This is a genomic window from Nibrella viscosa (assembly GCF_039541875.1).
Lineage (GTDB): Bacteria > Bacteroidota > Bacteroidia > Cytophagales > Spirosomataceae > Nibrella > Nibrella viscosa.
In genome coordinates this window covers 362,866-383,401 of the sequence record NZ_BAABHB010000004.1, presented here as the reverse complement: position 1 = coordinate 383,401, position 20,536 = coordinate 362,866, and the positions used below count along the sequence as shown (strand labels likewise).

The window sequence follows — 20,536 nt, the reverse complement described above, 5'->3', positions numbered from 1 at the left end:
GGGCTAGTTGACTGGTTAATTGGTAAACTGGTGAATTGGGTTTGAAAGATAGTGAAATGTCAACTACGGAGAAAGAGGCTTTTTCAGCTAAACCATACTCTTTAGGTGGAGAAAAGTTTCAGGTTACCGGTTTAACACTACCTTAGCCATTCCGCCCGGCTGCAGCCTTATTCTGATGAATCCTTCATCTCCTTTCGTCACGTTAGCCTGTTGTGACGAAACAACTGTGTAGTTTTTTCCGGGCAACTTCATCTGCGTAGTGCCACCTTTTTCGGAGGTGATGGTTACTTGGTCGGGTACACCGGGCGTCCGGCGGGCGCTGATCAGAAAAGCGCCTTCTGCTCGGAGGTTGTCAAAGCGGACGCGGGTCCAGGTAGCCGGAATGGCCGGGAATACCTCAACAAAACCAGCGTAACTTTGTAGCAGCATTTCCTGCAAACCTGCGGCATAGGCAAAGTTGCCTTCCAGCGTAAACGGCCGGTAGGTGAAGGTAGAATACCCGGACTTGGTTTGGTCGCCGTTGAGGTGAAAGCTGTTGGGCGAGCAGAAGGCACGGGCAAAGATCTTCAGCGCGTCGGCGGCTCCGGCTCCGTCTTTGGCTCTGGCTTTGAGATTACCCAGCCAGGACCAGGAGTAGCCGCACCAGAGACCGGGACCGATTTTCTCCAGCAGGGCAATGGAGTTCCTGATGATGTTCTGCGCCTGCGGGCCATCTTCCCACTTGATAAGACCCAGGGGATGAATAGCCATCAGATGCGAAAAATGCCGGTGCGACTCTTTGTACGGTAACGAGGGAGCAAACTTTAGTTCGGCGTTTTCGCTGAGCGCATAGGCCGGAAACTCGGCCAGTATGGTTCGCCACCGGGCTGCGTCAGCTTTATTACCTAGTTCACCGGCCAGTTCGGCTGCGTATTGAAACACATAGCGACACAGGGCCAGATCGTAATTGGTCATCTGGTGAAACCAGGCCGTAATTTTGTTGTTGTTGATTTCCGGACTGGCGCTGATGGGCAGTTTCCTGCTGCCATGCCCGTCTTTGACGGTGACGTTTTCCAGCATGGTAGCGACATCCCGAAACCAGGGGTAGGCTTTGTTTTTGAGAAACTGCCGGTCCATGGTGTACCGCCACTGCCAGTAGTAATGCTGCGCCAGCCAGGCGGCCGTAGTGGGTGAGCAGGAGTACTGAATCCATCCGCCCATAGCCGTACCGTCGAGGGTGGTTACGCCCGGTACAGCCAGCCCATTCACCTGAAAGTAGTGGCGGGTAAACCGCTCAAACTCGGGTCGGCAACGTTCCAGAAAGTCGATGTATCCTTCTGCTTCGTCCATGTGGTTGCCGCTGTAGGCAGGCCAGTAGCTTAGCTGAGTATTCAGGTCGTGGTGGTAATCCCCTTTCCAGGGTGGAATGCGACCATCGTCGGCGGTCCAGACAGCCTGGAGTGAGATGGCGGGAGCACCTTTCCGGGCGGCTGCGCCAAACTTGTATTGCTCCAGGTACCACTGCCGCGTCAGGGTATCATCGGGTACCTGCAGCGAGGATTTCGCCCAGAAGGCATTCCACCAGCGCTGATGCGTTTGCCGGTCGGCAGCGATACCTCGTTTCCACGCGGCTTGGGCGTATTGACGGGCGGTTATCGGCTGCTGGTTGGTGCTGATGCTCCAGACCCCGGTCAGTGTGTCGCCCCGGCGCTGCCATTGTACCTCTACGTCATACGCAAATGCTTCCCAACCCGGCTGGTGATACGCCATGCGGTTTGCCTCGCGGATTACCGTTCCCTGCGGATAACCCAGCCGAATCAGATTATCACCATCCAGCGAGTTTGGGTTCTCCTCGGGTTTGCCGGTCTGGTAGGCCGGTGGGATAATAGTGGGCAACACTTCTTTGGGAGCTCCAATCAGTTGAAACCAGCCTACCGGGTGCGTGGCATGCACGAAACTGCGCAACTGCATCCCGTTCGGCCAGGTCACCTGCGCCTGAGCGGTGCGGATGTCGAGTTGGACCTGTGAAGCATCCTGCTGAATAGCAAACGCCAGCGCGGCACCGGGAATTTTGGTGGGTGCAGGCTCCCGGTCATAAGGCGCGTCGAAGTAGTCCTGAACAATTTTGTATTCGTTCTTCTGCACCTGCCGATACACCCACTGGTAGGTAAACTCCGGCCGGAACAGGCCTTTCATAGGCCGCTGGTCCCACAGGTCGACCCGGTCCAGCGAAAACCGGAGCGAATCACCTTTTTTCCAGATCAGGCTGCCGACCATTCCATTTCCCAACGGCAGGCCCTCATCCCAGCGGGTGGGCAGGTGTGAACCGGCGAGATTATACGCCGGTACCGGCTGAGCTACCCCAACGAGCGTAGACACACAAAACAGACTCGAAATAACTGCTTTTTTAAACTGCATCGGCCGTATGAGTATCCTTCTTCCTGCTACTGCTTATCAGGCTAATAACGCCATCACCGGTTTTCCTTTGCCGTCGGGCGTGGTGTAAAAGGGCCGTCCTTCGATTTCGTAATGGTGGTCGGCGGAAATGCCGAGTGCGTGGTAGATGGTCTGGTGAATTCCATCGATCTTCACCGGATTCTCAATGGTCTTGCAGGGACGCTCGTCGGCGGTTTTGCCGTACGCAAAGCCTTTTTTGATCCCCCCGCCGAACATCAGAATGGAACAGCCGTCGGTGAAGTGCCGGTGCATGCCGTAAAATTTCATGTCCGACAGAATATCGGGCTGCTTTACCTGCTCCTGCACCTTCTGATCGGGCCGGCCCTCGACCATCATATCCCGGCTGAACTCACTAGCCAGAATAATCATGGTGCGGTCCAGATGCCCGGTTTTGTCCAGATCTTTGATTAACTGAGCCACCGGACCGTCAATCATTTTTTTCATCTCTTCCAGCCGCGTATGGCCGTTCTCGTGCGTATCCCAGCCTTTAAACGGCTCGTATTCGGTGGTAACGCTGATAAAACGCGCCCCTTTTTCGGTAAGCCGACGGGCCAGCAGACAGCCCAGCCCGAAGCGGCCGGTGTTGTAAATATCGTAGCTTTCCTTTGGCTCGGTACTCAGGTCAAACGCCCTGGCTTCGGGGGAGTTCAGCAGCATATACGCCTGTTCCATCGAGCGCCGGAGCGACTCTTTCTGGTAATCGCTGCCGAACTCGCCGAACGGGCTGTTGCTGATGAGTTCATTGTACAACTGGTTCCGGCGCTCAAACCGGGTCGAGTCCATCCCCACCGGCGGCCGCACACTCTCCAGGCCCTGACTGGGGTCCGGAATAAAGAAAGGCCCAAACTCATTCCCCAGAAAGCCGGCAGTATGGAAGGCTTTTAGCTCTTCGGCCTCGCCCACCGTAAACCGCTGCCCAATGTCGATGAACGCCGGAATAACCGGATTTTTGGGTCCTAACTGCCTGGCAATCCAGGAGCCGATATGCGGAGCGGCTACGGTTTGCGGTGGTTCGTAGCAGGTATGCCAGTGGTACTGATGGCGCGAGTGCAGGATATGCCCCAGGTCGGCGGCCACGTAGGAGCGAATGATTGTGCCCTTATCCATGACCTTACCGATGGATTCGAGCCCTTCCGAGAAATGGATGCCGTCGAGAACCGTTGGTACGGATTTAAACGTACTCAGCACCCGGTTGCCTTCCATATCTTTTTCAAAGGGCGTGTAGCGCTTCGGATCAAAGGTTTCGGTATGGGCCATGCCGCCGGCCATCCAGAGCAGGATGACGGTATCGGCCGTGCCGTCTGTCTGCCCAAACGGCTTGCTTTTACAACTGGTTAAGAGACTTGACACGGGAGCGCCGGCCGCCAGAGCCGCCAGGGTGGCCGCGCTGGTTTTTTGCAGAAATTCCCGTCTGTTCCATCTTGTGTTCATGTCGGCTGGATTTGTAGCGTTAGAAAATCAACTGAAATTCCGGATGCAGCGCAACGGCCCATACCAGATCCTGAATACCTTCTACACTGGGTTTGGGTCCGATTATCTTCTGCGCCACCGCCATTTCCTTCGGCACCGGCTCGCGGCCTAAAGCCCGCCTATACAGCTCCCGTACTATACTATCCGACGACGGATACTTTTCTTTCCACTGCTCGGCACCGTACTTCAGGGATTCATTAAACCTGGTGCCGTTGGTCAGTTCCAGCGCCTGCAGCAGGTTCGCCTGCGAGGTGCGACTGGTGCTGACGGTCTCCCGATTCGGCCGACCAAGCGCCGTCAGCAACGGATCATTGCTGACCAGCGACGCCCGTGGGAAAGGCGCTTCCTTTTTGATGGTGGCGGGTAACAGCTTTTCGGCAAACGAGGTATCCACATAGATCGGATTAAAGGCCAGACTCACCGCATCGACAAATTGCTCGGCCGTCATCCGCCGGCGAACCATTCCCTGAAAGACAAAGTCGGACGCCATCAACTGCTCGGGGTCTTTTACGCCGACCGACGGCAACTGGTAGGTCCGGGCGGTGAGAATGGTATACAGCAACCGCCTGATGTCGTACCCATTTTCGACAAAATCGTAGGCCAGGTAGTCGAGCAGGTCCTGACTCCAGGGCACATTATCCATCGCATCCACGGGCTCAACAATACCCCGGCCCATCACCTGCGCCCAGACCCGGTTGACCAGCGTCCGGTAGAGCCGCCCGTTTTTAGGCTGTATCATGAAGTCAGCCAATTCTTTCAGGCGCTGTTCGGTGGGTGCCTCGCCGTTGATTTCCCCCAGCTCTTTGAACAGGATACGGCGGCCGGCCATCTTACCCGTCGGTTTGTCGCAGCGGTTAACTTCCAGGGTCGTATCCGAAAATACATTGGCAAACGCATAGGCATCGTCCAGTTTCCAGTCGCTGATAAAGCTGTCGTGGCAGGAGGCACACTTGAGGTTCAGGCCCAGAAACACCTGAGCTACATTCTGAGCCGCCTGCATTTCGGTGCGCTGGCTGGCGTTGATGGTACCGCGCCACTTAATGCCCTTAATAAAACCCGACGACTCTTTGGTCGGGCTGATGAGTTCTTTGACAAAGTGGTTATACGGCTTATTGGTCTTCAGGGCGGCATACAGCCATTTGGTAATATCGAAGCGGCCGCCGGTGATGTACCCGGTTCCGGTGTAGTCGTTGCGCAGGGCATCGTTCCAGAAGGTGAGCCAGTGCTGGGCGTAGTCTTCATTGCGGCTGAGCAACTCCTTTACCAGTGCCTCCCGCTTATCGGGCCGGGCATCGGCGGTGAAGGTTTGAATCTGTTCGGGCGTGGGCAGCAGGCCGATGACATCGAGGTAGACCCGGCGGATGTAGGTACGGTCATCCACGGGTTTCTTCCAGCCAAGTTTGTTTTCCTTGAAATAGACGTTGACGAACCGGTCGACGGGATTGGTCAGGGCAGCCGGGCCAACGGGTATTTCCGGTAGCCGGGGTTCCAGGGCGGCTACGCGGTAAATGCTTTTTTCAGGACCATCGGGCCAGGGAGCGCCCTGTTTGATCCAGAATTCGAGTAGAGCAATTTCTTTTTCGGTCAGGCGCTTGCCTTTGGTCGGCATGGCCTTTTTGTGCCCGGTGGGTAGTTTGATGCGCCGGATGAGTTCGCTGTCTTCCGGATCGCCGGGTTCGATGACGGGGCCGTGTTCGCCCCCTTTCAGGATAAACTCTTTCTTGTCGAGCCGCAGTTCGCCCTTCATTTTGCTGGCGCTGTGGCAATTGTAACAGTTGTGTGCCAGGATGGTGCGAACCTCCAGGTTCAGTTGAGTAACCTGTTCCGCCGTCAGCTTCTGGCTGTTGCTGCTGACAAACGCAAATCGTTTATCGCTGGATTCAGGCCTATCAACGCCTTTATCGAACGGTAAGACGCTGGTCAGGTAATCTTCGCCGTGGGTGAGCAGGGAACCATAATGTCCGGCGAGGGTAACGCCCAGCACGGTAACCAGCAACGCACCCCGGTACAACCGCATCCGGCGGGCACGAAGGGCAAATACGGTAACAATGGATAAGGCCATGGTAGCCAGCCCCGACCACTGGTGAACGGCCAGTATATTGCCGCCGTAGTCTTCCTGATTCGCCAGCAGCAGGCCCAGGGCAGCCGCAATGACCGAGCCGATGGCCCCAATCCAGACAATGGCGGTGATGCCCGCCCGCAAATCGGTCGATTTGCGACGCCAGCCGATGAGTTCCAGCAGTAGGGCCACACACAGCAGACTGACCGGAAAATGGACGATCAGCGGGTGCAGCCGGCCCAGAAACTGCCAAAGCCAAAACGATTCCGTTACAAGTATCACTAGTTGGTAAAGGGTTAGGTTGCAGGTATGTCAACGAACGGCCGACAACCTTATGGTATAGAATGACTCTCTGTGAGAGAGCCGCTCTATACCATAAGGCACATCCGGCGTATTATCTAATGTACGGGGGCAACATTTCTGCCTAGTAGCCCGGATTCTGCGCCAATTTGTTGTTAATCAGAATCTGCGGAGCCGGAATCGGGAAATAGTACTCGTGATTTTCAAACACATAATCCAGCGCGTTGAAGGCTATACCACCCCGGTCGACCGTTGGTTTGGCTTTCTCTTTAGCACCGTGCGCATTCATGAAAGCAGCCAGCTGAGCCGGTGTCATGGTGCGCTTCAGATCGAACCAGCGGTGATTTTCAAACGCCAGTTCCACGCGCCGTTCCTTCAGCACCGCCGTACGGAATTTCTCTTTATCCAGATCCGAACCCAACGGTGCCAGCCCTGCACGGGTACGCACCTTATTCAGGTAGTCCAGAGCCTCTGCGGTGGGACCTGTCTGCTCATTGATGGCCTCCGCCAGCATCAGCAGCACATCGGCGTAGCGGAGTACCGGCCAGTTATTGTCGGTACGGCCGGCAATGGTATGTGGATGCTGGTACTTGCTGACAAACGGAACCGGCACTAATTTACCGTTCAGGGTATAGCCCGTCTTCAGCGAAGCATCTTTCCGCAGATCACCTTCTTCGTAGGCAGCGATAATATCGTTGGTCGGAATGTTGCGACCCAGCGGAACGGCCGTGGAGAAGCCGGTCACGGCAGCGCCCGAAAGACGCGGTGCAAATACGTACATGAAATTGCTATGCTCTCCCAGGTCATTCCCGCCCTGGTACTGCACCTCAAAGATAGATTCCGGACCGTTCTTCTTTGTCGGGTCAAAGTTGTCGGCGTATTTCGGCAGCAGCGAGTAGCCTAAAGTGGTCACCTGCTTCAGCGTCGTAACGGCCTCGGCATACTGCTTGCGGGTAAGGTACATTTTACCCAGTAAGCTCAGTGCAGCGCCTTTGGTCACCCGACCCGCCTGATTGGCCGGGTACGTTTGGGGCAGCAGATCAGCCGCTTCTTTCAGGTCCTTCTCAATCTGCTTGTACACCTCAGCCTCCGGTGAGCGCACCAGGTCAAACGCTCTCTCAGGTTTGTCCAGCGTAGACGTTACCAGCACCACATCGCCGAAATACTGCACCAGGTGAAAGTAAAAGTATGCCCGCAGGAACTTCAACTGCCCTTCGACCTGCTTCTTAACGGTGGCATCAATCGTACTGGGGCCGAGCTTCTCCAGCGCGTAGTTGATGTTGTACATCGCCGAATAGTACTGATTCCACATGTTCGAGATTTCGCCGTTGCCGGGGTTTACGGTCGAATACTCAAAGGCCTCCCAGCCGGCGGCTCCCCCGCGGTCGAGCGGGTTGAAGTCGATGGTGGTGTTGTCCGACGTAAACTCCTGAAAGATGTAGGCCGAGTTCGTAATGGTCTGCAACTGCCCGTAAACGCCGTTCAGGGCCTGCAGAAACTGCGTTTCGTTTTTGTAAAACAGGTCGGCTCCGATGCGGGTGGGGTCGGTGGTCACCAGAAAATCCTCCTTGCACGAAAACTGGGAAAGGCAAAGAAGTGCGGTTCCGATAAGGGTTATTTTTTTCATTTTCCTGACGGTTAGAAGTTAAATTTTGCACCAACAGCCAGCGTCCGGGGCACCGGGTACGACTCGTCATCATTGTTCAGCTCGGTTCCTCCGCGTACACCCGCATCCGGGTTATTGCCGGGATATTTGGTGAACAGAAACAGGTTGTTGGCCGTAACAAACACCCGGGCGTCGCTCATAAACGACTTCAGCCGCGGCAGGGTATACCCCAGCGTAATGGTCTTCAGCCAAACGTAGCTACCGTCGTATACATAGCGCTCGCTGCTCTCCCGCGACCACTTGAAATAGCTGGTACCACCCTGTGAGTTTTTCGCGCTGGGGTTAGAGCCGGGGTTCTCGGGCGACCGCCAGCGATCCTTCGCCTTGTCGAGTACGTTGAACACGCCGTCCATATTCATCGTCGACGCTTCAATGTTCCGGTAGATGTCGAAATCGTGGGCGCCCAGGAACATCAGGTTCAGATCAAACTTCCGGTAATCAGCCGCAAAGGTCCAGGCCCAGGTAAAGGCCGGATTCGGGTTGCCGATTTCCACCATATCCTGCGTATCGTAGGTCACTACGCCGTCGCCGTTGGTATCGGCAAACTTCATCGCACCCGGAATAGCGCCGTCCTGCTTCGGCCAGGCATCAATTTCGGCCTGCGTATTAAAAATACCCATCTTCCTGTACCCATAGATCATACCTATGGGCCGGCCCACCTTCATCACATTATAACCGCCATAGAAACTGCCGTACCAGAGCATGTCATTGGCTCCTTTGATGGCCAGAATCTTGCTGCGATTGAAGCTGATATTGGCATTGGTCCGGAAGTTAACCGGCCCGATGGGTATCCGGTATTCTCCGCCAATTTCCAGCCCTTTGTTCTCCACCTTTCCAATGTTCGATAAACTGGTGGTAAAGCCGGATACCGACGGTATCGAAATCGGCAGCAGCATATCGTTGGTAATCTTCTTGTAGAGTTCGACGGTAAAAACCAGCTTATTGTTGAACAGGGCCAGGTCCATACCCAAATCCAACTGCTGAGACTTCTCCCATTTCAGCTCCTGGTTGGCAAATGAGTTTACTACCTTACCCTGCGCAATAGCGTTGCCCAATATGTAGTTATTGGTGTTCATAAACGCCAGACTGGAATAATTACCAATGGCATTGTTACCGGTTTCTCCCCAGCTGGCGCGGAGTTTCATATCCGATAGCCACGAGAATTTAGGCATAAACGATTCTTCACTAACACGCCAGCCAATAGAAGCAGCCGGAAAATCACCATACTTGTTTTTGGCCCCAAAGCGCGAACTACCCTCCCGCCGGAAAGACGCCGACAGCAGATACTTATCTTTGTAGGAGTAGTTGGCCCTGGCCAGGTACGCCAGCAGCGTCCAGCCGTTTTCGTAGGAGTTTGACGAGCGGATTACCCCCGCTCCCAGAAACGGTACCAGGTCATCGGGAAAGGTATTGGCAGAACCATCAACTCCCCGTATCTGCTCTTTCTGTGCCGTATAACCTACAAGCAGGTCCAGGTTTTGATCGGCACCTATTTTAGGATTGTACGTCAGCAACTGGTCAAACGAATAGTTGGTGAGTTGCTCGGTTAATTCGCGGGCGGTCGCAATGCGCGGAGGAGCTCCTGCCGTTCCGGATGCAACCGGCAAACCAATCGTGGACGGAATGTATTCTTTATAGTTGTTAAAGTTCACCTTGGCGTTTACGGCCGACCGGAACTTCAGGTTCTTCAGAATGGCCAGTTCCACATACCCGTTTGCCAGCACATCGGCGATGCTGCGCCGGCGGGTTACATTATTCAGCACAAATACCGGGTTCGGAAAGCCAAAGACGCCATCGACGCCACCAACGTACGGCCGCAGTGTGCCGTCCGGATTATACACCGGTTCGCGGGGATCCATCAGCAACGCGCCGCCCACCAGGTTGCTGCGTCCGTCGGTAACGGCTACATTCTGCTTGGTGAGGGTTCCGTTGATGTTCAGGCCTACGTTGATGAACTTGTTGACTTCTCCACTCATATTGGAGCGCACCGAAATCCGGTCGTAGTTGGTCTTTATGATGGACCCTTCCTCCTTATAGTAACCTACCGACAGCAGCGACTTAACCGGACCGCGTCCTGAGGATATGGTCAGGTTCGCATCGGTATAGGGTGCGTTGTTGTGCATAATCTCGGCGAACCAGTCGGTCGAGTATTTGGTCTGCTCCGGGTAGCGGTAGTTGAGCGGCACTTCTTCAAGCGCCGGCTCCCGTTTCTGTAGAATGCGGATGGCGTCCATAAAGACGTCCTTTTTGAACTGGGCGAATTCAGGGCCGTTCAGCATCTTCACCCGGCGGGACATCGGCACGTTTTGGATCCCATAATCCAGCGACAGGCTCACCCCCACCTTGCCTTCTTTGGCGTTTTTGGTGGTAATCAGCACGACCCCGTTGGAACCGCGTGCGCCGTAGATAGCCGTAGAAGCGGCATCTTTCAGGATAGAGACGCTTTCAATGTCGTTCGGGTTCAGGTTCTGCCCTACGGAGGTACCCACCGGAAAGCCGTCGATTACGTACAGCGGATCACTACCCGCCCCCAGTGAGCTAATGCCCCGTACCCGTACCTCGAAGATACCGCCGGGTTGTCCGCTCTTTTGCTTGACCACCACGCCCGGTGCCCGTCCCTGCAGAATCTGGTTGGGGTTGTTGGCCGGCTGCTCACCGATGTCTTTCATGTTGATCACCGACACCGCCGAGGTAATATCCTGCCTGCGCTGCGAGCCGTAACCCACTACCACCACTTCGTCGAGGGCCCGCGTATCGGCCGCCAACTGGATTGACAGGTTAGTCTGGTTACCGATGTTTACTTCCTGAGAGATGTAACCGACATACGAGAAAACAAGGGCGGCCCCCCGCTGAGGAATATCAATTCTGAAATTACCGCCGGCGTCGGTCGATGTACCTCGGTTGGTTCCTTTCAATACCACGCTGACACCGGGAAGACTCTGGCCGGCATCATCCCGGACGGTACCCGTAATAACCCGGTCCTGAACGGTAGTCTCCGTGATGGCCTGGTCCTGGAGCGAAGCCTGGCCTTCCGCTTCGGCGGCCGGCGAATCCGTGGTAATAACAATTTGGCCGCCGACTACCTTGTAGCTGATGCGGGTAGGTTTGAATACCTCATCCAGCACTTCAGACAGGGGCTTATCGATCAGGGTTAAAGAAATTTTCTTTTTGGTAGGCAACGCCCGCGAACTGTACACAAACCGGGTGTGAATCATGGTCTCCAGCCGGTTCAGCACCGATTTTACCTCGGCGTCTTTTACTGTCAGGCTGATACTCCGCTGCAGCAGTTCCTGGTTCACCGTAGCCGCGTATACGTTCGCTACGGTGAGTAACGCCAAACACAGTTGGAGCAGGAAGTACCTGTTAGGAATAGGTAAAAAAGATTTAGGTAGTTCTCGTTTTTTCATGGTCCTGGGCTTAAATCATAGAAGAGAGACAAATCGTCCTGAACAAATCGGGGTAATCAATTGTAAAGCGATGTCTACGATTGAATCTGACGAAGCGCAAACCTGACCGGTGTTAAAGACCGGCTAAACCTGTCGGGTGGATAGAAGGGAAAGACTATCTGTTCATAAGTGATGCGTTAGTTGAAACGTTTACGGTTAATGACAGTTGCCGCCCGTCAGGATAATGCGCGTGCCTTTGACCTCATAATGAGCTTTCAGGGCGGTACAGATAATCTCCAGTTTGGTGTAAAGCGGCTGTTGCGACAAATCAGCCGTAATGGGGCAATCGGCAATGGCTTCGTTACCTACCACGATGTCTATACCGTAGGCGGCTTCGATTTCCGTCAGCGCGTCGGCTAACGGCGTATCGTCAAACCGGAACTTCGGGCTGACCGGTGCCTCTTCGGCACCGGTTTCCGGCTTAATAATAGGTATGGGGTTTTCAATCAATCCCGTGATAAAGTGGCCATTTTTGGGAAAAAACGTAACCTTCTGATTCGGTGTCAGCACCACGCCATTATCACCGGCTTTGAAGATAGCCGATGCCTGGCCGGCCGGTTTGCTTGTTGCTTTTTCGACAATTACCTTACCGGTAATCACCGCAACCTCCAGATGGTTGTTGGTTGACCGGATGCTGAAACTGGTACCTACGACTTTGGTCAGCAGAGTTCCGGTGTAGACCATGAACGGACGTTTCGGATTTTTAGTAACCTCAAAAAAGGCATTGCCGGTCAGGTAAACAACGCGCTGGTTATTGGCAAACGGTTTGGGATAGTACACCTGGCTGTTGCGCCCTAACGTAATACGGGAGCCGTCTTCGAGCTGAATGACCCGGCTGGCAGAGGAGGAATTACTTTCCTGATGCAGATCCGATACGGCTACCGGCGCACCTTCCCACTGAATCGGCTCTGCCTGCCGGCGCATTGCTAACAGGTAGATAAGGCCGGCTACCAGAACGACCGATGCGGCTGCGGCCAGTTGCGCATACCGTGATTGCCACCAGCGCCGGACGACCAACGGCTCAACCGGCTCGGCTTCGGGGTGTATACGGTGCTGGATCTTTTCCCAGAGTAAGTCTTCGAGCTGCGCTTTCGGCATGTTGGCCGGCTTTTCGTCGGCATCCCGGCCGAGCAGGCTGTACCAGTAATCCATCACCTGCTTTTCTTCCGGTGAGCAGGTGCCGTCGATGTAGCGTTGGAGGAGTTCCAGAAAAGCCTGATGATTCATGGTATACCGACCAACAGCCAAGATCCCGATGAGTGGCAGCGGGCTTGCCGTTGTACAGGTATAGTCAACTCAGCCGGAAATAGCCGCAAATAGTCCTTAAACTTATTCGATTATTTATAGTACAGGCGATGGAATGGCAAAAACTTCTTTGAAAAGTGATAGAGCTGTTTGGTTATTCACCCGCAAACATTACCAGCAGCAGGATAAAGTCTTTCAGGTGTATCCGCAGAATCCGCAGCGATTGAGTGATGTGATATTCGACGGTGCGCTCGGGAATCGATAGGAGTAACGCAATTTCGCGGACGCTCTGGTTTTCAAGCCGGTTGAGCCGGAATATCTCCTGCGTTTTCTGGGGCAAGCCCGCCAGCGCCTGTTCAATGGCCCGGCTCAGGTCCTGAAACGCCAGTTCGCTTTCGGTGAGGGGTTCGGTATGCGTGGTCAGTGTCTGGCTGAATGTTTTGTAGCGTTCCCGAATGAGTTTGGCTTTGATGGTGTTCAGAATGCGATATTTTACTGCCCCGATCAGGTACTTTTTGAGATCATCGATTTGCAGGCCGGCGCGTCGCTCCCAGATGTCTACGAAGATGTCCTGGACGATTTCTTCGGCATTCTCCTGCGACTGGAGTTTCCGGTAGGCAATGCCAAACAGCAGTTGCCAGTATTTCCGGTAAATCTCCCGAAAAGCGGCCTCGTCACCGGTCTGTAGCAGTCTATAGAGGAGTACGTCGCTCAGCAACGCATACTCGATGCCTGATGGATTATCCATTTGTAAAGAGTGAACGTGTGAAAGAGCGAAAGAGTGATTTACACCCTGCCCCCTGGCAATCCCTGCAACCCCGTGCCCACACCCCTGTTAATTGATAAACACTTCATCGACCAGCAGCAGGCCTCGTTTGCCCTTATTGTTATGCCATTCCGGTAGTTGCTCTACTGGTTTGGCAACGATCTTCAGGTACGAGAGAGTCTGCGGCTTGAAGGTGGCCTCATAGGCGTTCATCTCCGGAGGGTATACCTTTTGGGGCTGCGCCGGTTTATAGGTAGTAATCAGCTTCATCTGCTCCCGGCTGGGGCCGCCCCAGATTTCGATTACCGTTGGGGGGAAGATGCCCGTTTCCGATTCGACCATGGTCCGCAGCGCTACGGATTTGACGGTAACGGGCGTTTTGAACTCCGAGACAAAAGACAGGTCGTTGTTCCGGACGCCCGCCCAGTTGTTGGCCCAGGCCGGGCTGTTGGCGTTGAGTACCCCCAGTTTACCGTCAAAAAAGGTTTTGGCTCCGTCGGCCTGGTGTACGCGGTTCAGGGGCAGCAGCAGATTGACACTATCGGGCTTGTAGGTGGTTTTGTAGAAATGGAACGTAGCCGCATTACTGCCGTACCAGCCTTCCTTGTAGGCTTTGGCATTGATGTCGGCGCTCTCGGTGAGTAGGGTATTGCCGGTGAATAGGGGTGAGTTGATGCTGTCCGGTTCGGTACCGTCGGTGGTGTAACGGATCTGTACACCTTTGACCGGGTGCCCTAGTTGTACGGTTAGTGGCTGATTGAAAATAACGGAACTGTTCTTTACCAGGGGTGGATTCAGTTTAATCGGCGCGGCCTCATCCCCCCGGAACCCGCCGATAAACGTGATGTGGCTGTAGGCTTTCTGTAGTTGCTGAATGTCGGCCGGCTTTACCTGCGTCTCCCATAACGCCACCGTTTTCAGGCTTGGCAGGGACCGAAGCAGTTCCGGGAGGTCGCTATAGGTAATACGGGTGCCGGAGAGGGCCAGCTCGGTCAGGTGCTTCAGGCCGGCCAGCGCCTTCAGGCCGGCACCGGTGATGTTGGTGAAGTTAATGTCCAGTTTCCGCAGGTTCTCAAACTGACCGACAGTTGCCAGGTCGGCATCCCTGACCGGCATTTTGTTCAGACTCAGCGATACCACCTGCTGCCGGATGTCTTTTAGCTCCTTCAGCTTTTCGGGCGCGTACTGGTTCTGATTAAAGAAGTAAACCGCCAGCGCCGGGGAGTCTTTGGCCAGCGGCAAAATGGTGCGGTAATTATTGCTGAGCTGCTGCACGGTTTCTTCGTCGGCCGCGTCAAAGGCATATACCTCCACGTCCTCAGCCGGTTTGAACAGCGCGGCCGCAATTCGCCGGAGCGTATCCGAAGGCGGCAAATCCACCACCTTTTGCTTAAAATCGGCCTTGCCTTTCACCCACAGCGACAGCAGCGCAATCTCGTTATCGGTCAGCTGCGCTTTGCCTTTGGGTGGCATGTGCTTTTTCTCTTCTTCCGGCAGGTGTATTCGCTGTAGCAGCAGGCTTGTTTCTGGTTTACCTGCCACGAACAGCCTGCCGGTTTTTCCGCCTTTCCGGACAGACTCGGCATTTGTCAGCATAAGTCCACCTTTGAGCTTTTCGGCGTTGTGGCAGCTTACGCATTTCTGTTCGAAAATGGGCTGAATCACATGGTCGAACACGACGGCCTGCTCCAGCGGCACCGGTTCGGGTTTGGACAGTTTGGCAATCGGCTCCCAGACAAAATTGTCGCCATGGGTTACCGTAGCGCCCAGATGCCCCGAAACGACCAGCAGACCGGCTCCGAACACCGCACTGGTTTGCGCGACACCCGCCGTATACCAGCTTCGGTTGCGTGACCAGTACAACAGGGCCGACAGAAAGAACACACCCGCCCCCGACCATTTATGCCACTGCAACGCGCTCCCGCTATACCCCTCTTCACGCGACAGGAATAAGCCCATGATAACCGTAATGCCGGCCGACAAGGCTCCCGCCAGCCAAAGGCCGTTCAGGAAACCCTGGTAAAAGTCGTTGGTTCGATTGGCGGGTTTAAAGCGAAAGATTTCCAGACCCAGGGCCAGCAACAGCAGTACCAGCGGGAAATGCAGCAGCAGCGGGTGCATACGCCCAACCGATTGCAGCCAGACCGGCACTACCACCTTATCATTAAAAGCCAGCAGCACCAGACTGAAAACAGCGGTAGCAAACAGCACCTGCTCGGCCAAATGGATGATTTTCCTGCTCGTCATAAACTACCCTGCCCGATTTAACTGATGAGGTCGTGGACTACTTTCCCGGACACATCGGTCAGCCGGTACCGGCGGCCCAGGTGTTTGTAAATCAGTTTCTCGTGATTGAGGCCCATCTGGTGCAGCACCGTGGCCTGAAAATCGTGGACGTGGACGGGGTTTTCGGCAATGTTGTAACCCAGCTCGTCCGTCTCGCCGTACACCAGACCGGGCTTGATACCGCCACCGGCCATCCAGATGGTAAAGCAACGCGGGTGGTGGTCGCGGCCATAATTATCAGCGGTGAGTTTGCCCTGGGTATAACTGGTCCGGCCAAACTCACCGCCCCAGATCACCAGCGTTTCGTCCAGCAGTCCCCGTTGTTTCAGGTCAGTCACCAGCGCGGCCGATGCCTGGTCGACATCTTTGGCCTGCTTGGCAATCTCAAACGGCAGGTTGCCGTGCTGGTCCCAGCCCTGATGGTAGAGCTGCACAAACCGGACGCCGTTCTCCGACAGTTTGCGGGCCAGCAGGCAGTTGGCGGCAAAGGTGCCGGGAACCAGGCAGTCGGGGCCGTAGAGCTTCACAATATCATCTGGCTCCTTCGAGAGGTCCATTACTTCCGGCACGGCGGTTTGCATGCGGTAGGCCATTTCGTACTGCTGCACCTTGGCCATAATCTCCGGGTCGCCAAATTCCTGATACGCCAGTTCATTGAGTTGCGCTACGTTGTCGAGCATGTTCCGGCGGTCGTTGCGGTCCATACCATCGGGGTCGCGCAGGTACAGCACCGGGTCTTCGCCCTTGCTGAACTGAACCCCCTGGTGAATGGAATCCAGGAAGCCGTTGGTCCACAGTTTGGAATACACCCCCTGCCCGTTGCCGATGCCCCGCGAGAGCAGCACCATAAACGCAGGCAGGTTTTTGTTTTCGTTACCGAGGCCGTAGCTCAGCCAGGCACCCATGCTGGGCCGGTTGCCCTGCTGCGAACCCGTCTGCACGAACGTGAGCGCCGGGTCGTGGTTGATGGCCTCCGTATACAGACTTTTTACAATGCAGAGATCATCCACAATGCCGGCCGTGTAGGGCATCAGATCGCTGACCCAGGCTCTGGATTGGCCGTACTGCTTAAAGTCTACGAATGAGCCGACCAACGGAAATGACGATTGCCCGGAAGTCATACCCGTGAGCCGCTGGTTACCGCGCACCGAAGGCGGAATTTCCTGCCCCTGCATTTCCCGCAGCTTCGGTTTGTAGTCGAATAACTCCTGCTGCGACGGTGCTCCGTTCTGGAACAGGTAGATGATCCGTTTGGCTTTGGGCGCAAAATGCGGAATGCCCGGTGTCAGTCCATCTTCGTCAAAGGCGCCCCCCGAAAACAAATCCGGAATCAGCAGAGACCCCAGAGCCGCACTGCCCAGCCCCAGACTCAGGCGGGACAGGAAACGACGCCGGTTGAAGGTCAGGCCGTGTTCTACGATTAACTTTTCCATAGGGTCAGGACTTGGTAATGGTTTCTTCCAGGTTGTAGATCGTGGATACCACCCGCATCAGCGCAGCCAGTTTGATCTTGTCGATCCGCTCCGGAATCGGGTACTCGCCCACGTTGAGGTATTTTTCGGCGCTGGTCCGGGTAAGCTTTTTCAGCTCTTTTTCGTAGTAGTCCGTCAGGATGGCCAACTCTTTTTCCTTCGGGGTCCGGCAGACTATCTGACGAAACGCTTTGGTGATTTTGTCGCTCGTGGCACTGCTCTCCTGCAACAGTTGAGCGGCCAGTACGCGGGAAGCCTCCAGCACCGTTGGGTCGTTCATCATGATCAGCGCCTGCAAGGGGGTATTGGTTTTCAGGCGCTTTACTTCGCACAGATCCCGGTTGCTGGCGTCGAAGATCATCATGGCCGGGGGCGGTACCGTCCGTTTGATGAGCGTGTACATACCCCGGCGGTACAAATCAGGGCCGTGGTCCTGAACGTACATGGACAGCAACCCACGGCCGGAGGTAGCGCCTTCCCACAAACCCGCCGGCTGATACGGCTTTACGCTGGGACCGCCGATGGTTTTGACCAGCAAGCCGCTGCTGGCCAGCACCAGATCCCGAACCAGTTCGGCCTGGATATGGTAGCGGGGTGAGCGGGTCAGCAGGCTATTGTCCGGATCGGCTTTTAGCTTCTCCGGCGTCACCACCGCCGACTGCCGGTAGGTGGCCGACATGACCATTTTCTTCACCAGCCGCTTAATGTCCCAATTGTGCGTCATAAAATCCACCGCCAGCCAGTCGAGCAGTTCGGGATGCGACGGCAGTTCGCCCTGCATCCCGAAATCGCCGGATGTTTTGACGATACCCCGACCAAAAAGCTCCTGCCACAGCATATTCACATACACCCGCGCCGTCAGCGGATTCTTTTTGTCGAACAGCCATTGGGCCAGGCCCAGCCGGTTTTTCGGGTAGTTGTCGCTGAAAGGCAGAATGGCCTTCGGCGTTCCCGGCTGTACCTCATCGCCCGGCGCATCGTACATGCCGCGCTTGAGCACAAAGGTCTTGCGGGTCGTATCCAGGTCCCCCATGACGGAGACAATCAGGCAGTTGGTGTCTTTCTTGTTGACAAAGGACAGGATACTTTGCACCTCCTGGTCAGAAATCTCCATCAGGGGCTTTTTGGCGTAGGTTTCCGGACCGCCGATGACCGATTCCAGCCCGACTTCCTGCACGTTATTGAAAAACGCCAGGAGCTGATAGTATTCTTTCTGCGAGAAGGGGTCGTATTTATGATCGTGGCAGCGGGCGCATTCGAGCGTAACGCTCAGCAGACCTTTCCCAAAGGTATCGTTCCGGTCCATGACGTAGCTCATGCGGTATTCTTCCTGAATAACGCCCCCCTCTTCCGTGATTTTGTGATTCCGGTTGAAGCCGGTCGCCAGCAGTTGCTCCTTGGTAGCATGGGGGAGCAGGTCGCCCGCCAGCTGCCAGGTCACGAACTGGTCGTAATGCATGTTCTGGTTGAAGGCGTGAATCACCCAGTCACGCCAGGGCCACTGCGTGCGATAGCCATCGTCCTGATACCCATGCGAATCGGCGTAGCGGGCCAGGTCGAGCCAGTGGAGCGCCATCTTTTCGCCGTAGGCCGGACTTCTCAGCAACTGGTCGACGGCCCGTTCGTAGGCGTTAACGCCTTCATCGGTCAGAAACTGATCCATCAGCTTCAGACTGGGTGGCAAGCCCGTCAGGTCGAGGCTGACGCGCTTCAGCAGCCGCTCTTTGTCGGCTTCCTCATTAGGTGCCAGTCCTTTCTGCTCTTGTTTGTGCAGAATGAAATAGTCAATCTCGTTTTTAGGCCAGTTCTTTTGCTTTACCTCCGGTAACTGAGGCTGCTTTGGAGCGACAAATGCCCAATGTTTTTCGTAAGCCGCGCCCTGTTTGATCCACTTCTCAATGAGCTTAATTTCGCGGGCGGTGAGCTTGAGGTTCGACGAGGGCGGAGGCATCAACTGCGATGTATCCTGAGCCGTGATGCGCAGGTACACCTGCGACAATTCGGGCTTACCGGGCACCAGAGCATGGGCGTTCGGATGCTCCTGTAAGGCTTTGTAGGCACTTTCGGCCTGATCGAGCCGCAGGCCGGCTTCACGCTTGTTGGCGTCAGGGCCGTGGCAGGCGAGACATTTATCCGACAGAATGGGCCGAATGTCAAAATTATAACTGACTACGTCCGGCAGTTGACCATCCGCAGCCTGATTGGCCGCACTCTTCGTACAGGCCTGGATGGCGACACCCAATCCGACCAACAGCATAAACCCGTAACAGTACCTCTCAAGCATACGGACGTTAGATGTTAGACAAGAGACGTTGGACGTTAGACTCTGGACGTTAGACTCTGGACGTTAGACGTTTTGTTTCATTCCATTTGGACTATTATCTAACGTCCAACGTCTACTATCTAACGGCTTTCATCCAACCTCTTGTCCTACTGATTCATGAAATTAGACAAATTTTCCTTCGTAACCAACTGAAACGGGATCAGCGTTTCTTTCTGGTACGTCTCTCCTTTCGCAGCTTTGACGGCGGTTTCTATGGCCATTGTCCCCTGTTGCTGGGCATTCTGGAAAACGGTAGCGTCGAGGGTGCCCTTTTTCACGGCCTGTAGCGCATCCGGAATGGCGTCGATGCTCACCACAATCACCTTGTCCTTGAGCCCGGCATCGGTCAGCGCCTTAACGGCGCCCATGCCCATTTCGTCATTCTGGGCAAAGACCGCATTGATCTGATTGCCGTACGACTGAATCCAGTTCTCCATCAGCGCCATGCCCTTGGCCCGGTCCCATTCGCCGGTCTGGTGGGCCAGCAGCTTTAGGTTCGGGTATTGCTTTAACACTTCGCGCGCACCCTGTTCGCGCTGGATCTGGGCAGCCTGGCCCATGTAGCCGTGTATCATCACCACATTGCCTTTCCCGCCGAGCTTTTCGGCAATGTATTTCATGGCAATGCGGCCGGATTCTACATCGTCGGAACCCACGAACGCGGTCGGTTTGGCGCTGGTGGCCGAATTCACGTTGATGATGGGAATGTTAGCCGCCAGGGCTTTGGCCACGGCCGGCGAACTGGCCTCTACCTCGCAGGGATTCAGGATAATGGCGTCTACCTTCTGCGCAATAAAGCTCTCGACCTGCTGAATCTGCTTCAGCGGGGAGTGTTCGGCATCCACGACAATCAGCTCCACATTCGACTCGTTGGCCTTCTTCTCCATCTCATCGGCTATGTTGACGATGAATTCATTCTGCATGCTCAGCATCGTAGCGCCAACCACCAGTTTCTTACTATCGCCCGTCTGCCCCTGCTCGCCGGTACCGCCCTGATTACAACTCAGGTGCAGGGTAGTCATACACAGTAGGGCACTTATCAGCGTTACGGATTTCGTCATTGGATA

The 20,536-nt window shown here is 55.2% G+C and carries 11 protein-coding genes; all 11 read right to left on the bottom strand.

Annotated features, from left to right (window positions below; translation table 11 throughout):
* Positions 1-123 precede the first annotated feature (123 nt).
* On the bottom strand, positions 124-2,358 hold the full coding sequence (locus ABD931_RS13290; RefSeq protein ID WP_345267842.1) for a glycosyl hydrolase family 95 catalytic domain-containing protein: 2,235 nt from the start codon (positions 2,356-2,358) through the stop codon (positions 124-126).
* A gap of 75 nt (positions 2,359-2,433) precedes the next feature.
* Complete coding sequence (locus ABD931_RS13285) at positions 2,434-3,867, bottom strand: DUF1501 domain-containing protein (protein WP_345267841.1); 1,434 nt, start codon at positions 3,865-3,867, stop codon at positions 2,434-2,436.
* A 19-nt stretch (positions 3,868-3,886) separates the two neighbouring features.
* Positions 3,887-6,247: a DUF1549 domain-containing protein gene (locus ABD931_RS13280; protein WP_345267840.1), complete on the bottom strand. Its 2,361-nt coding sequence runs from the start codon at positions 6,245-6,247 to the stop codon at positions 3,887-3,889.
* 142 nt (positions 6,248-6,389) lie between these two features.
* The gene (locus ABD931_RS13275; protein WP_345267838.1) at positions 6,390-7,892 is read right to left on the bottom strand and encodes a RagB/SusD family nutrient uptake outer membrane protein; all 1,503 of its coding nucleotides are present in this window, start codon (positions 7,890-7,892) and stop codon (positions 6,390-6,392) included.
* Between the two features lie 11 nt (positions 7,893-7,903).
* On the bottom strand, positions 7,904-11,269 hold the full coding sequence (locus tag ABD931_RS13270; RefSeq protein ID WP_345267837.1) for a TonB-dependent receptor: 3,366 nt from the start codon (positions 11,267-11,269) through the stop codon (positions 7,904-7,906).
* Between the two features lie 264 nt (positions 11,270-11,533).
* Positions 11,534-12,604 (bottom strand): FecR family protein, encoded by a 1,071-nt coding sequence (locus ABD931_RS13265; protein WP_345267836.1) that lies wholly within the window; start codon positions 12,602-12,604, stop codon positions 11,534-11,536.
* Between the two features lie 172 nt (positions 12,605-12,776).
* Positions 12,777-13,370 (bottom strand): RNA polymerase sigma-70 factor, encoded by a 594-nt coding sequence (locus ABD931_RS13260; protein WP_345267834.1) that lies wholly within the window; start codon positions 13,368-13,370, stop codon positions 12,777-12,779.
* Between the two features lie 87 nt (positions 13,371-13,457).
* Positions 13,458-15,635 carry a c-type cytochrome domain-containing protein gene (locus tag ABD931_RS13255; protein ID WP_345267832.1) on the bottom strand — a complete coding sequence of 726 codons (2,178 nt, stop codon included), beginning with the start codon at positions 15,633-15,635 and terminating at the stop codon, positions 13,458-13,460.
* Positions 15,636-15,652: 17 nt separating this feature from the next.
* On the bottom strand, positions 15,653-17,107 hold the full coding sequence (locus ABD931_RS13250) for a DUF1501 domain-containing protein (RefSeq protein ID WP_345267830.1): 1,455 nt from the start codon (positions 17,105-17,107) through the stop codon (positions 15,653-15,655).
* A gap of 4 nt (positions 17,108-17,111) precedes the next feature.
* Entirely contained in the window at positions 17,112-19,430 is a 2,319-nt protein-coding gene (locus ABD931_RS13245) for a PSD1 and planctomycete cytochrome C domain-containing protein (protein ID WP_345267828.1), read from the bottom strand.
* A gap of 146 nt (positions 19,431-19,576) precedes the next feature.
* Positions 19,577-20,491 (bottom strand): sugar ABC transporter substrate-binding protein, encoded by a 915-nt coding sequence (locus ABD931_RS13240; RefSeq protein WP_370469320.1) that lies wholly within the window; start codon positions 20,489-20,491, stop codon positions 19,577-19,579.
* Positions 20,492-20,536: the final 45 nt, after the last annotated feature.